This is a genomic window from Moraxella sp. I5G (assembly GCF_055193055.1).
This window is the reverse complement of the sequence record NZ_JBUXLH010000001.1, coordinates 93,925-108,676: the sequence shown is the minus strand read 5'-3', so window position 1 is coordinate 108,676 and position 14,752 is coordinate 93,925. Positions and strand designations below refer to the sequence as shown.

General features: G+C 37.7%; 14 protein-coding genes. 2 read left to right on the top strand and 12 right to left on the bottom strand.

All coding sequences use genetic code 11. The annotated features are described in order from the left end of the window. The first annotated feature begins 129 nt into the window (after positions 1–129). Positions 130–3,774, top strand: coding sequence for a DNA polymerase III subunit alpha (gene dnaE / locus ACZBKJ_RS00415; RefSeq protein ID WP_463198916.1), 3,645 nt, complete (start codon positions 130–132; stop codon positions 3,772–3,774). On the opposite strand, the gene ACZBKJ_RS00410 is transcribed toward dnaE, so the two are convergent. From ACZBKJ_RS00410 to ACZBKJ_RS00355, 12 genes are all read right to left on the bottom strand, one after another. Further along, a complete protein-coding gene (locus ACZBKJ_RS00410; RefSeq protein ID WP_463198915.1) occupies positions 3,766–4,686 on the bottom strand; it encodes a matrixin family metalloprotease in 921 nt (306 codons plus the stop codon). The genes dnaE and ACZBKJ_RS00410 overlap by 9 nt on opposite strands. A 48-nt stretch (positions 4,687–4,734) precedes the next feature. Further along, a complete protein-coding gene (gene orn, locus ACZBKJ_RS00405) occupies positions 4,735–5,325 on the bottom strand; it encodes an oligoribonuclease (protein ID WP_463198914.1) in 591 nt (196 codons plus the stop codon). A gap of 60 nt (positions 5,326–5,385) precedes the next feature. Next, the gene (locus ACZBKJ_RS00400) at positions 5,386–5,907 is read right to left on the bottom strand and encodes a helix-turn-helix domain-containing protein (protein WP_463198913.1); all 522 of its coding nucleotides are present in this window, start codon (positions 5,905–5,907) and stop codon (positions 5,386–5,388) included. A gap of 65 nt (positions 5,908–5,972) precedes the next feature. Next, positions 5,973–6,287, bottom strand: coding sequence for a hypothetical protein (locus ACZBKJ_RS00395; RefSeq protein ID WP_463198912.1), 315 nt, complete (start codon positions 6,285–6,287; stop codon positions 5,973–5,975). 64 nt (positions 6,288–6,351) lie between these two features. Further along, complete coding sequence (locus ACZBKJ_RS00390; protein WP_463198911.1) at positions 6,352–6,693, bottom strand: hypothetical protein; 342 nt, start codon at positions 6,691–6,693, stop codon at positions 6,352–6,354. A 63-nt stretch (positions 6,694–6,756) separates the two neighbouring features. Next, positions 6,757–7,437 carry a ribulose-phosphate 3-epimerase gene (gene rpe / locus ACZBKJ_RS00385; protein ID WP_463198910.1) on the bottom strand — a complete coding sequence of 227 codons (681 nt, stop codon included), beginning with the start codon at positions 7,435–7,437 and terminating at the stop codon, positions 6,757–6,759. A gap of 149 nt (positions 7,438–7,586) precedes the next feature. Further along, complete coding sequence (gene tsaA / locus ACZBKJ_RS00380) at positions 7,587–8,333, bottom strand: tRNA (N6-threonylcarbamoyladenosine(37)-N6)-methyltransferase TrmO (protein ID WP_463198909.1); 747 nt, start codon at positions 8,331–8,333, stop codon at positions 7,587–7,589. Positions 8,334–8,447: 114 nt separating this feature from the next. Next, a complete protein-coding gene (locus ACZBKJ_RS00375; RefSeq protein WP_463198908.1) occupies positions 8,448–8,849 on the bottom strand; it encodes an ExbD/TolR family protein in 402 nt (133 codons plus the stop codon). A 10-nt stretch (positions 8,850–8,859) separates the two neighbouring features. Then, a complete protein-coding gene (locus tag ACZBKJ_RS00370; protein ID WP_463198907.1) occupies positions 8,860–9,414 on the bottom strand; it encodes a MotA/TolQ/ExbB proton channel family protein in 555 nt (184 codons plus the stop codon). An 84-nt stretch (positions 9,415–9,498) separates the two neighbouring features. Continuing rightward, a complete protein-coding gene (gene tolA / locus ACZBKJ_RS00365) occupies positions 9,499–10,734 on the bottom strand; it encodes a cell envelope integrity protein TolA (protein ID WP_463198906.1) in 1,236 nt (411 codons plus the stop codon). A 133-nt stretch (positions 10,735–10,867) separates the two neighbouring features. Beyond that, positions 10,868–11,779, bottom strand: coding sequence for a LysO family transporter (locus tag ACZBKJ_RS00360; RefSeq protein WP_463198905.1), 912 nt, complete (start codon positions 11,777–11,779; stop codon positions 10,868–10,870). A gap of 48 nt (positions 11,780–11,827) precedes the next feature. Beyond that, positions 11,828–12,574 carry a TerD family protein gene (locus ACZBKJ_RS00355; RefSeq protein WP_463198904.1) on the bottom strand — a complete coding sequence of 249 codons (747 nt, stop codon included), beginning with the start codon at positions 12,572–12,574 and terminating at the stop codon, positions 11,828–11,830. Positions 12,575–12,743: 169 nt separating this feature from the next. On the opposite strand from ACZBKJ_RS00355, the gene ilvD reads away from it, so the two are divergent. Beyond that, positions 12,744–14,639: a dihydroxy-acid dehydratase gene (gene ilvD, locus ACZBKJ_RS00350; RefSeq protein ID WP_463198903.1), complete on the top strand. Its 1,896-nt coding sequence runs from the start codon at positions 12,744–12,746 to the stop codon at positions 14,637–14,639. Positions 14,640–14,752 lie beyond the last annotated feature (113 nt).

The following is a 14,752-nucleotide window of genomic DNA, read 5'->3' as shown; positions in this document are numbered from 1 at the left end:
TAAACACTATCTAACAGTAAGTATTTTAACAATAAATAAAGATGGATTGTAACAGATAAACTGGTTATAATGCACCCAAAGTTTTATATTTTTTAAATTTTCTAAATTATTGATTTATCTGGTAAAAATATGTCATTTGTCCATTTGGGCGTACGAAGTGAATACGCCATTGTAGATTCTATTGTTCGCATTAAAGAACTGGTTGCAAAAGCCAGTCAAGATGGGCAAATCAGTCTGGCACTTGCTGATTTATCCAACACCTTTGCTTTGGTAAAATTTTACAAAGCCTGTCTTGCACACAAAATCAAACCAATCTTAGGTGTTGAGGTTATTGTTGGTGATACCATTGACCGCACCGCTGAAGATCATAACTTTAGTGTTATTTTATATGCCATGAATAATACAGGTTATCAAAACATCTTGCAGCTGGTTTCAAATAGCTACATCGATCGCCCAAAAAATGATAATGGCCGAGTTGCCATTGATACACCCATCGTAACCAAATCAGCTTTATTTGCCAAAAACGACGGCATTATTGCGATTTTAACACATCGGTCAGAAATTGCTCCTATTTTGAACGGTAATTATCCCCATCGGGTGCTAGAAATGCTAACCCCCTGGCAAGATGCCTTTGATAATCGTTTATATTTGGCAATCAAACGTACACACTTGCATGATGATGATTATAATAAAAACGCCATTATTTATGCTGGTCAAAAAAATATTCCTGTTATCGCTCATAATGATGTGCGTTTTATGAATCCAAGCTTACAAACACTTGGTAAAGAAGAAACCGCCAGTTCAGATTTTGAAGCACATGAAGCTCGGGTTTGTATTACTGGCGGTTATATTTTAGATGATAATAACCGACCCAAACTGTATAGCGAACAACAATATTTCAAAAGTCAGGCGGAAATGAGTGCTTTGTTTGCTGATATTCCGCAAGTAATTGAAAATACTAATCTTTTGGCAAGTCGCTGTAACGTTCAATTAAAACTTGGAATCAATGTACTGCCCGACTTTCCCATTCCAGAAGGTGAAACCATTGAGAGTTTTTTTAAAAAAACTGCCGCCGAAGGGTTAAATGCACGTTTAGATAAATTGTATCCACCTGATACCCGAAGCAGCGATTGGCAAGATATTAAAAAATCCTATGATACACGTTTAGATTATGAGATTAATATCATTCTTAAAATGGGGTTTCCAGGTTATTTTTTAATTGTTATGGACTTCATTCGCTGGGCAAAAGAAAATGGGGTGCCTGTTGGTCCAGGTCGTGGTTCTGGGGCAGGGTCACTGGTAGCATACTCTCTAAATATTACCGACCTTGACCCTTTAAAATACGATTTACTGTTTGAGCGATTTTTAAATCCAGAACGGGTATCCATGCCTGATTTTGATGTGGATTTTTGCATTGAAGGGCGCGACCGCGTGATTGATTATGTCGCTCATACTTATGGCAGAAAAGCCGTTTCCCAAATTATCACCTTTGGCACCATGGCAGCAAGAGCGGTGGTGCGAGATGTGGCGCGAGTGCAAGGTAAATCTTATGGGCTTGGTGATAAGATATCCAAACTAATTCCTAAAACACCGGGGATTTCTCTTGACCAAGCTATTGAAGAAGAGCCTCAATTAAAGGATTTGTTAACCAATCCTGATACACTTGACCATGAATTAGCACTAGAAGTCTGGGAAATGGCAAAAAAATTGGAAGGCATTACCCGAAATGTTGGCAAACATGCTGGCGGGGTCTTAATTGCCCCCAATCAAATTAGTGATTTTAGCGCAATATATTGTGATGACGAAGGGCATTTTGTCAGTCAATACGACAAAGATGATGTTGAAGCGGTTGGATTGGTAAAATTTGACTTTTTAGGACTTCGTAATTTAACTGTTATCAAGGCAGCAATTGATAACATTGATAAACGTCGTCAAAAAGAAGGGGAAGCGCCCATTGATTTGGACACCCTACCACTTGACGACAAAGATGTCTACCAAAATGTTTTACAATCTGGCAATACCACAGCAGTGTTTCAGCTTGAAAGCAGTGGCATGAAAAAATATTTAAAACAGCTAAAGCCAACTAATATTGAAGACGTCATTGCAATGTGCGCTTTATATCGTCCAGGTCCTTTAGAATCAGGCATGGTGTCAGATTTTATTGACCGAAAACATGGCATTCAAGAAGTTGCTTATCCTGACCCAAACTTTCAACATGCCTCATTGCAGCCTGCTTTACACTCTACCTATGGCGTCATCGTTTATCAAGAGCAGGTGATGCAGATTGCCCAAGTTTTAGCAGGATATACGCTTGGCGGAGCTGATATGTTGCGACGTGCTATGGGTAAGAAAAAACCTGAAGAGATGGCAAAACAGCGAGAAGTTTTTGTACAAGGGGCTATTGGTCAGCATATTGATGGGGATTTGGCGGCAAAAATCTTTGATTTGGTGGAAAAATTTGCCGGTTACGGTTTTAACAAATCACATTCAGCGGCTTATGGTGTGCTCGCCTATCAAACCGCTTATTTAAAATATTATTACCCTGCCGAATTTATGGCAGCGGTTTTAACATCGGAGATGAGCGATACAGACACTGTGGTTTTTTTGATTAATGATTGCAAAGAAAACTTTGGTTTAACCGTGCTTCCACCCAGTGTAAACCGTAGCCAATGGCAATTTATCGCAGACGATCCACAAACCATCATTTATGGCTTAGGTGCTGTAAAAGGTGTGGGTATTGATGCTGTTGCCAGTATCGTTCAGGCAAGAAAAGATGGGGAATTTCAGGATTTATACGATTTTTGCAACCGCGTTGATACCAAAAAAGTGGGTAAATTGGCTTTAGAAGCATTGATTTTGGCTGGCTGTTTTGATGATTTGGCATATAAACTTGCGCCACATTTACAAAATCTTGACGGTAAAAACCAAAATTATCAAATTCGTGGCGGTTTATGGGAGCAGCTACCCAAAGCTATGGAGGTTGCCAACCAAAATCGGGAAAATAAAAACAATGGTACGCTGGATTTATTTGCTGAAGTTGATGATGGGCTGTCTGTCGCGCCGCCTTTAGCGCCGATTATTTGGAGCAGTAAAGAACGTTTGGCAGGCGAAAACGCTAAACTAGGTTTGTATTTGACAGGACATCCAATGGATGAATACCGTCAAGAACTAAAAAATTACACAACAACGGCTAGTTTAGCCCAGCTTAGTGATACAGGATTTAAGGATGTTAGCAAAGTTGCAGGGCTGATTGTTGATGTTGCAAACTTTGGCAATCGTGTTGCCATTACTTTAGATGATGGAACTTATCGACGTGAAATCAGTTGTTATTTAGAGCAATTTAACCGACTCAAACATTTGTTTAAAATTGGTGAAATTATCATAGTCAAACTCACCGCTAGAGAAAGTGATGGACGGCTTTTTGCTACATTGCGTTACGCTTACTCACTCTTAGAATGTCGGCTTAATTACCTAACAGCTTTGCACATCAAAATACACAGTCAAGATACACAAAAAATGACTGAGTTATTTGGGCTACTTAAAGAAAATAATCCGCCAAGCTCTGAATTTTTGACCACGATTAACAAAGACGATTCATTTAATAATGCTGATAATTTATCAGTGTCTGATGGATGTTTACCTGTATTTATCTATCTTTATGATGACTGTGCTACTTGTGGTATCCAGGTAAATACTCGTTTTCGCATTCATCCAAATGAAGAAAATATCAGTGCATTAAAAGCAACCTTTGAGCAACATTTGATTTTAAAATAGCCGATCATGTTCACCACGATGATTTAACAATTCAATGTCAGCGGGTTTTAATTTAAAATTCGCCATATCCTGTTCGCCTGCCATAGAATACATCAATGCGCTAGGGTCGTCATTATGACCAATATCTAGAGCGTGACCTAATTCATGAGCCAAGGTCAATTTTAAATCATCTAATGAGCTAAATTCATAAATGTTAATTTCTTTGCCGTTAAAAATTCCTTTATGAAATTGTCTAGCAACAAAACGGCGATTAGCATTATTGATGGCGGTGTTAATGGTTTGAGTGTGTTGATTAAATTCATCCACAAATTGATTAAATGATGCTCTTTTTTGATTATACGCCAAAACCTTACTATCCAAAACCTGCTTTTGAGCCAACATAGCTTGGTGTTCATTTAATAAATTTTGACGAATGGTTGGGTCCTGAGTGCTGTTAATATGGCTTACTAATTCATTATAACTGCTTTGCCAGTGATTAACTTGATTTTGAATCGCATTAAATTCAATATCTAAAGACCGCTTATCAGAATCTATTTTTGCAGATTGTTTTTGGTGCGACATAACCATGCCATCAATCGCAAACTTGGTATCACGGCGAGCATCACTTTCTGCCTGACGTTCATCATAAATAAAATTAATGGTTAATCGTGCATCTTTATCATAAACAAACCATTCTTTACCTGTACCATCACGCCAAATATTTGCTGCCTTTTCACTCAAATCAATGACTTGAGTTTCAGTTAAACCAAAACGATTATCCACCTGACCAATACGATAACGAACCCTAGTATCAAAAGGATGCGTCAGTCTATCCAAACCATGATTAAATTTTAATTGGGGATGTTGATAATTTTGGATAGCAAAAAAACACGCAATCCCCATCAGTAAAAAAGCAATAATTTTCTTAATCATGGTTATTTTTAGCAAAAATGCATGTAACTATTAATTTTAAACTTACAATCAGTCTAATAATTTGAAAAAATGCTCGCGATAATGACGCAGTTCGCGAATGGAATCACGAACATCATCCAAAGCTAAATGGGTACCGCCTTTTTGATAACTATTTGCCACATCAGGTCGCCAGCGATAACATAATTCTTTTACACTTGACACATCCAAATTGCGATAATGAAAATAGGCTTCTAAATCAGGCATTTGTCGCGCTAAAAAACGTCTATCTTGACAAATTGAGTTACCGCACATTGGCGATACGCCTTTATCCACCCATTTTGCCAAAAATTCTAACGTTGCTGTTTGGGCATCCGCTAATGTAACAGTGCTACGGCGCACTCTATCAATCAATCCTGATTGACCATGCTGATTTTTATTCCAATCATCCATGTTGTTTAGCACAGTATCAGCCACTTTGATTGCCAATACAGGTCCTTCTGCTAAAATATTTAAATCATCATCCGTAACAATGGTTGCAATTTCAATAATTTCATCACGGACTGTATCTAGACCTGTCATTTCCAAGTCTATCCAGATGAGTGCTTTTTTTGCTTTGACGGTGGATTTTGGATGGGTGATTTGGACTTTTGGGGTGTTCATATCAAACCTAATTTTCTTTATTAAATTTTATATATTGGCAAACTATTAAATTGGCCAAATTCAACTAAATCGCTTTGGTTTTTCATCAAACACATGAGCATGATATTGATTCATTTGTTTTTGCATAAATGTCGCAATTGCCGCCTGAATCATATGTTGCCCTATCATTTGAAGATTTTCTTGTCCAAGCATTTCTTTAATTTTATCAGCAAAACAAATGGTTACCAAAGGTTCTTTGTCGCCAACTTCTTGCAGTACAAGCATACCGTCATCGCGTTGCAAAAATTCCAGATAAGCCTCTTTTGCGGTTAGTTTTGGTTTCTTGCCAGGTGCGCTGGCTGACTTAAGTTTTGATTTTTTGGTTAATTTTTTAATAAAAGGCTCGCCTTGACCTGTTAAAATCCACTGCGTATCTAGTCCAAATGTCTGGTTTAGTTTGTTAATGCCAATTTTGGAAATACCATTTTTTTGCCAATTAATAATTGTAGATAATTTTAAACCCAAAGATTCTGCTAGTTTTTGCTCAGAAATATCAAGCGCTTCATAAACTCGCTTCATGGTATCATGTAATTGGTTTGGCATAAATAATCCTATGATTTGATATACAATGGAATTTATAATAATAAGGATTTTTCCTTAATTTTCAATCAGCGCCAATAGCGAAGTTTGGCAAGCATAAATAAAAGCCCCACAAACATACCTAAATAATAAGCCATTTTTACATCAAAACCATCATCGCGATATTTAATGGGCATGCTAACCAGTGCAGTCAGTGCTGGAAACAGTATCAAATACAGCACCCAGTTTTCTGCCACATGATAAAAACTTTGCAAATAGTCACCGCCACCATAACGATATCCTGACAAACCAAGCAACATAACGACTACAATCAAAGTAAAAGCAAGCGATTTGGGCAGGTCTTTTGGCACCCAACTATCTGGAATTATATTACTGATTTTCATGATATTTTTACTTAATAGCGTGATTGAGGTCTTGTTTAAACATTATAAATTCTTTAATGATTTTTTAACTGTATTGCCCCATGATGGTCAAAATCATCACACAAGATAACAACAATCCTAATGTGCAAGCATTTTGCATATGAATGTTTGTTTTGGAATATTTATTCATAAGCCAAGCCGTTATACACGTCAAAACTGGTACTCCAATCAAAAAGAACGATAAAACAGCGGCAGCGTGTGGCAAAATTTGCGCCCATGTATCACCAGCAAGCCAGCGAAAAAAATAACCCAAAGACCCCAAAAATAAGGCAAAGGCAAAAAACCCAAACGTTACCCACAACGAAATAGGTTTAGGTTTTATCTCAGCAGTTTCTAGTGAGTTTGAGGAATGAATGTTTTGCGTCATAAATCAATCAACTGCAAATTTATAGTAAAATGGTCTTCTATTAATCAATGAGTCCAAAAATTATTAGTTTGACAAACTCGCTAATTCAGCGCGCATTTTATCAATGACCACATTATAATTAGGCTGATTAAAAATTGCTGAGCCAGCCACAAACATATCTGCACCCGCCTTAGCAATGCGTTTAATGTTATCAACATTAACCCCACCATCTACTTCTAGATAAATATCGCGACCGCTATCGTCAATACGTTTACGAACAGCAGCAATTTTATCCAAAGTAGCTTCAATAAACTTTTGACCGCCAAACCCTGGATTGACACTCATTAAAAGAATCTGATCAATTTTATCAATGGTATAATCCAAGTAGTGCAGTGGCGTTGCTGGATTAAATACCAACCCACATTTTGCTCCACCATCTTTAATCAACTGCAAGCTGCGGTCAATGTGTTGCGTTGCTTCAGGATGAAACGTGATGATATCAGCACCTGATGCCAAAAACTGCTCAATCATACCATCAACAGGCGATACCATCAGATGCACATCAATAGGAGCAGTAACTCCATCATCTTTTAACGCCTTACACACCATCGCACCAAAACTCAAGTTTGGCACATAATGATTGTCCATCACGTCAAAATGTATAACATCAGCACCAGCTTGAAGGACGGCTTTAACATCATCTCCTAAATGGGCGAAATTTGCTGACAAAATGGAAGGGGCAATTAAATATTTTTGTGATTTCATTGTCAAGATTAGCTATGAGTAAAAGAATATATCATAGCAAAATTTATTCATAATAGCTATTATAGAAAGACGATTTAAAAAAACGCTTGTAAACATTATAACAGATATGTCTTTGTTATTTTTAAATTTAAAATATATCCAATTGTTGCTTATTTACTTAAATCAATCATCTTAATATCATCCATCACCATTTCATGATGTTGATTCATAAAAAATCCAATATCTAAATTTTTATAACGCATAAAATAACAATTATCCACTTCATGTTGACGGTAAGCAGGACGCGGGTCTTGAGCAACCAATTGTTCAATGATGTTTACATCATCATAAGTTATTTGATGATTTAATATCAAATCTTGAATTTTTTGATTAAATTTTGGATGGAATGTTACGATCTTAATTGATGGGATTTGCATATATCCACTATTGGCATTTGCAATATTGTCAGCAAATGCAATATAAGGTTTAATATCCAAAATGGGTGTTTTATCCACCATATCAGCACCAATGATATGTAAAACCGCTTTATGATGGTTGATTTCCAACTTATCCAGCTGAACAACTGATAACCCAATATTTGAAGGTCTGTACATACTTCGAGTTGCAAATACGCCCATTTTTTCATTACCGCCAAGACGCGGTGGACGTACCTTAGGATGAAATGTTGGTTGCGACTTATTTTGATGAAACTGCCACAATACCCACAAATGACTGTATTGCTCAATTCCTAAAAAAGCATCTGGATTGTCAAAGGGAGTAACAAATTCAATATGGCTTTTGAGGGCAACTAAATTTGGCTGACGAGGAATTCCAAATTTATCCATCATCGGCGAATGATGATAGCCAATGATTGGTAAATGATGATAAGAAGATTGTGAAAAATTTAAATGCTGCATTGGATTTTATGGATTTTTGTGATGATAAAACATTAAAAGACAAATATCAAATTATAATTGTTGCCTTATAAAAAAATAAAAGCGGCTAGAACCGCTTTTTTAATTTCCTGATATTTAATCATTTACAAATGCAATTTTGGTAAGTCCGGCACTACTAGCTGTTGCTAAAACTTGGGCAACTGTATCGTATCTACCTTCTTTGTCAGCACGCAAATGGACTTGGGGGTCTTTACCATCGGCAACTTGCTGGGCAAAGCGTTTGGATAAATCATCCAGCGTTAGTTCGGTTTTATCCCAATAAATCTTACCTTCTGCATCAATACTAACCTGAACCACTTCAGGTGGCATTTCATTAACACTGGCGGATGTTTTTGGCAAATCCAGTGGTACGGTTGGATTAAGCACCGTTGCCGTTACCAAAAAAATAATCATCAAAACCAGCATAATATCAATCAATGGAATTAGATTGACATCATTCATGCCGCCATCGTCATTATCACCTAATTCAAAAGCCATTACTTACCCCTTAGCGCGCAATATCAGCCAAAATTTGATGAGCGGCATCATTTGCCAGATAAATAGCTCGCTTATTGATGCGATTAATGATATTAAAAAATACCACTGCAGGAATGGCTACTGCCAAACCAAGCCCTGTCATAATCAAGGCTTCACCAACTGGACCTGCCACTTGTGCCAACCCCGCCTGTCCGCTTTGACCGATGGAATGCAGAGCATGAAAAATTCCCCAAACTGTGCCAAAAAGCCCAATAAATGGAGCGATTGCCGCTGTTGTTCCCAAAACAGGTGCGCCCTTTTCCAAATCAAAACGGTAATTAGCAATGTGTTTTAAAAGAAGCTGCTCTACTACTGTTTTACGCTCACTAAATGCCAACATAGCGTAACTGGCTTTAGCGCTGCCAATTTTTTGAGTCAAATCAGCATGGATATTTTTTGTCATTTGCAATGATTTCATCAGTCTGACGATTGCCACAACCCACGAAACTAATGATAATGCAATTAAAATACAAAATAAGGTGATGCTAACTGCATCAATATGCTTAAAATATTCTGCAAAATTCATAAAAATTCCTTACCAACTATCAATACGATAATTTTAATGTAAATTTAATAATAAACTAATAATAAAGTCAATGAATACAATCGGTTAATTAAGGTTAATGACCGCTGAAAAATTTCCCGACCCTGAAATTGGCTGTCCACTGGGTGATTTAAACGGGTTTAAACTGGCACGTCTAACAGCAGTAATAATTTGTTTGTTCAAATTAGGATCACCAGTATTTACACCTGAAACACCCGTAATTCTACCTTTAGCATCAAAAGTAATGTGTATGGAAACTTTGATGGTTTTTTTGTCTTCAATGGTGGTACTAAGTCCACTAAAATCAGGTTGTCTGCGCCAGTTGGCATTAATTTGAGCTGCTGAGACAGTCTGTCCTTTTAGCTCGCCGCCGCCACTACCTTGTGAATTTTTATCGCTACCTGTGGCATTTTTATCGCCTTTACCCGTACCGCCAACTTTGCCATCTTCACGACCGCCCTCTTTGCCATCAGCCTTGCCGTTTTCTTTGCCTGCTTTATTGCCTTTGGTATTTGTACCTTGACCGCCTTGACCATGACCATTTTTAGCTTTAGCATCAGCGTCTGCCTTGGCTTTGGCGGCAGCCGCAGCATCGGCTTTTGCTTTTGCTTCAGCATCGGCTTTTGCTTTTGCTTCAGCATCGGCTTTTGCTTTTGCTTCAGCATCGGCTTTTGCTTTTGCTTCAGCATCGGCTTTTGCTTTTGCTTCAGCATCGGCTTTTGCTTTAGCAGCATCTGCTTCAGCTTGTTTTTTTCTTTCAGCTTCTTGACGTTGTTGCAATTCAAAAGCAGCTTGTTTTTGTCGTTGAGCGATTAAATCCTCATTTATTTTTGATGTTTCTATCTTGGGTGTTTCTTTAGGTGGTTCAGGTTCAACCTTAGGTGTTTCTTTTGGTTTAACAGGTTCTGTTTTTGGAGTTTCTGCCAGTTTTTGTGGTTCAACTTTTGGTTTAACAGGTTCTGATTTTTTTACAGGCACAGGAATTGGTGCTGGAGCAGGTGCTGGAGCAGGTGGTGCAGCAGCTGGGGCAGGCTCAGCTTTGGCAGTTGTGCTGGGATTTTTAGCAGGTTTTGGACTAATTGTTGGTGCAATGCTGGGCTTAGGTGGTTCAGGCTCAGCTTCTTCTAGATTAATCATCTCAATTTGCAAAGGCGGGGTATTTTTTAATGGTTCAATCTCAAGCATCTTCATGGTTGCCAAACCAGTTCCTGCCACTCCATGCAACGCCAACGTAATTGCAACCGCAATCGCTGTGTTTTTATTATTAAAAAAGTTATTGTTGGAAATCTCGCCTGTTGTCATAAAACAGTACCTTGTTAATTTTTTGCAAACAAAATAAACAAATAAATACAAATGATAACAATTATCAGAGCGTATTATCTAAAATTTTACAAAAAAAAACAAGGGTTATTTAAAAATAATTATCGTTACTGCTTTATACCCCATTCAAAGCACTAAACCCAACCATTAATAAAGGTGAAACGATATTGGTAGTTACGCCAAAACTAATAATTAGTGGGGCTAAGGCAATACCGCCTGATTGGGTCAGAATGGGCAAGGTAAAATCAAGAGCGGTTACACCACCAAGTCCAATAGCACATGATGATGAATAACGCATAACGTAAGGAATAAAAAATAATGCGCAAATTTCTCGACCCAAATCATTAAATAACGCAACACTTCCCCAGATTGCTCCGTAAGCATCGGTCATGACTGTGCCAGACAATGAATACCAGCCAAAACCAGATGCCAACGCCAGTCCTTGAAAAATTGGTAATTTAAATATTAGCGCAAAAACCACTCCCCCCAATAAAGTGCTGATGATAAATACCAAACTTAAATAAGCACCATACGGATTAAATAATGCGTCTTTTAAATTAATTTTTGAATTTTTTAAACCAATTCCCACCAAAAATAACAATGCCATTAATAATACGGTAATGCTGTGTTTAGGCAATACAAATACTGATGGAAAAAACTTGGCAACCACAATTCCTAACGCCAAACAAATCAGCTGATTAAAACTACTAAAAAAGGAGGTGCTATTTGAGATTTTTACTGTTTTTTTTGGGTAAGGGCAAGGATATTTTTTTTCAAAAACCCATACACCAAAACCACCAAAACCCAAAGTTAAAACAAACAAACAACCAATGTATAAAATAATATCATCTAATTTTTGATGCAATCCCTCTACTAAACCAAGTTCAATCCCAATTACCCATAAAATCATCAAAACTAAATACTGAATGATTTTTTCAGCATAAAGCAAAAGAATCTGATTTATAGGTAAGAAAAAACCAATAAACATTGGCAATAAAATTAAGATTAATGTAATCAAACTATTCATGATGACAATCTAATTAATAACCATCGATATCTTGCAATGCTAGTGTATTTACTGGCTGTTTGATGATTTTAAGTTTGAAATATGATTTTTACTTTTTTCTAAAGCAACATGATTTTTGGCAAAATCTGTTAATGATTTTATAAACTGTTTGGAATTTTGATTGTTTGAATTTAACATGATATTTGGAACACTAAGTAAAAATTCATCGTCTATTTTAGTTAATTGATATATCAGTAAGGCGCTGGCTTCTTTTGAAAGTTGGCTAAGTGATAATTTATGTAAACTGTTGCCTTCGTTATCCATTAATTTGATCAATCCTTTTTTAGCTTGATATAATGGATGATGATAAAAGCTGCTTATAAAAAATAGCAGATAAGTTGCTTTTGGAATTTTTTCTAATAGTAATGGTAGACGAATATGAATTTCTTCTTGATTAATTAGCTGTTCTTCAAAATTTTTTGCACCAGCTAAACCATCACCTAAATGATAAATGGTATGATTATCTCCCAAATCACCAAACCAAATGGTTTTAATTACATTAATATCATCATCCAATAAAACACAAGATAAATCCAAATCCAATTGGCGATATTGGTTTTTAAAGGGAGTTAATTTTTTAGTAACAGGTAATTTGGTTAACCATAAATCCATACCTTGTTTAGGGATTTGAGTTTCATGATAGCTAACTGAAGCGATTAGGCTTGTTCCTTTTAAACCAAGTTGGCTTAATAATTGGGCGGAAGTATGCACAGGCTCTGAACTTGACTGTTTATTCTCTGTATTAATATCTGACATTTGAACATTCATGATTGTTTGAATTACACTGTTTTATTAAAAGATGCCCATTCTAGCAAATTATTAATGCTTTATAAATCTTATATAAAAAATTTCACCTTTTATTCGCCAAACAGTGTAAAATTAACCCCTTTTACAACTTAAAATGATTATCTTGAGGACGATTGTCATGCAATACCGCTCAAAAACTTCCACCGCAGGTCGTAATATGGCAGGAGCACGAGCTCTTTGGCGTGCTACTGGTATGACTGACGAAGATTTTAACAAACCCATCATTGCCATTGCCAACTCATTTACCCAGTTTGTGCCGGGTCATGTGCATTTAAAAGACATGGGGCAGCTGGTTGCTCGTGAGATTGAAAAAGCAGGTGGTGTTGCTAAAGAATTTAATACCATTGCTGTGGATGACGGAATTGCCATGGGTCATAGTGGCATGTTGTACAGTTTGCCAAGCCGTGATTTAATTGCTGATAGTGTAGAATATATGGTCAATGCTCACTGTGCTGATGCGCTAGTATGTATCTCTAATTGCGATAAAATCACCCCTGGCATGCTTATGGCAGCCATGCGATTAAACATTCCAACAATCTTTGTCTCAGGCGGTCCCATGGAAGCGGGTAAAGTCTTAGCAACCACACTTGGCGATAGCCATACCGTGCATGAGCTGGTTACCAACGAAACAGGACAAAAAGTTCGCAAATTGGACTTAGTGGATGCAATGATTGATGCTGCTGATGATTTAATCAGTGATGAAGAGGTTACTCAAACTGAGCGTTCAGCTTGCCCAACATGTGGTTCATGCTCGGGTATGTTTACCGCCAACTCTATGAACTGTTTAACCGAAGCGCTTGGTTTGTCTTTGCCTGGTAATGGTTCATTGCTTGCTACTCACGCCAAGCGTAAAGAATTGTTTTTAGAAGCAGGTCGCACTATTGTTGAACTTGCAAAACGTTATTACGAACAAGACGATGACCAAGTGCTACCCCGCAGCATTGCCACCAAAGAAGCTTTTATTAACGCAATGAGTTTGGATATCGCTATGGGCGGTTCGACCAACACCATTTTACATCTGCTGGCGGCAGCGAATGAAGCGGCTGTTGATTTTAAAATGGCAGATATTGATGCTTTGAGTCGTCGTGTGCCTTGTTTGTGTAAAGTTGCCCCTGCCACTCAAAAATATCATATGGAAGATGTACACCGAGCAGGTGGTGTTATGGGAATTTTAGCTGAACTGAATCGAGCTGGATTATTAAACACCAATACCCCAACCGTTCACAGTAAAACTTTGGCAGATGCTTTAACGTATTGGGATATTATGAATCCTCAGAACAGTGAAGCTCGCGAACGTTTTATCGCTGCCCCTGCAGGCATTCGCACAACACAAGCCTTCAGCCAAAACGCTTCTTGGTCAAATCTGGATGTCAATCGTGAAAGTGGTTGTATTCGCGATAAAACTCATGCTTATTCGGATGATGGTGGGCTTGCAGTATTATTTGGCAATATCGCTGAAAATGGCTGCGTTGTTAAAACCGCTGGTGTGGATGAAAGTATTTTAACGTTTACAGGTCGTGCTCGCGTTTTTGAAAGTCAAGACAGCGCCGTTGAAGCAATTTTAAGCGATAAAATTGTTGCTGGTGATGTTGTTGTCATTCGCTATGAAGGCCCAAAAGGTGGTCCAGGCATGCAAGAAATGCTGTATCCAACCAGCTACCTAAAATCCAAAGGATTGGGTAAAAGTTGCGCCTTACTTACCGATGGGCGTTTTAGCGGTGGCACTTCAGGACTTTCCATTGGACATGCCAGCCCAGAAGCAGCCGCAGGTGGAGCCATTGGTTTGGTGGAAGAATTTGACACCATTCATATTGACATTCCCAATCGTAGCATTCATTTGGACGTCAATGATGATGTGTTAGAAAATCGCAAACAAGCCATGCTAGCTCGTGGCAAAAATGCATGGAAGCCAGTTAATCGCAAACGTTATGTCTCACAAGCTCTAAGAGCTTATGCTGCAATGACCACCAGCGCTGATACTGGCGCAGTGCGTGATGTATCACAAGTAGAGTAGCCAAAAGCACCGCCTGTAAATTTGGCGGTGTTTCTTAATTAAGAAGATTTGTTAAAGTACATCATCTAAATTATCAATCAAGACTGTTTGATGACAAATATTTTTTTCAAAAG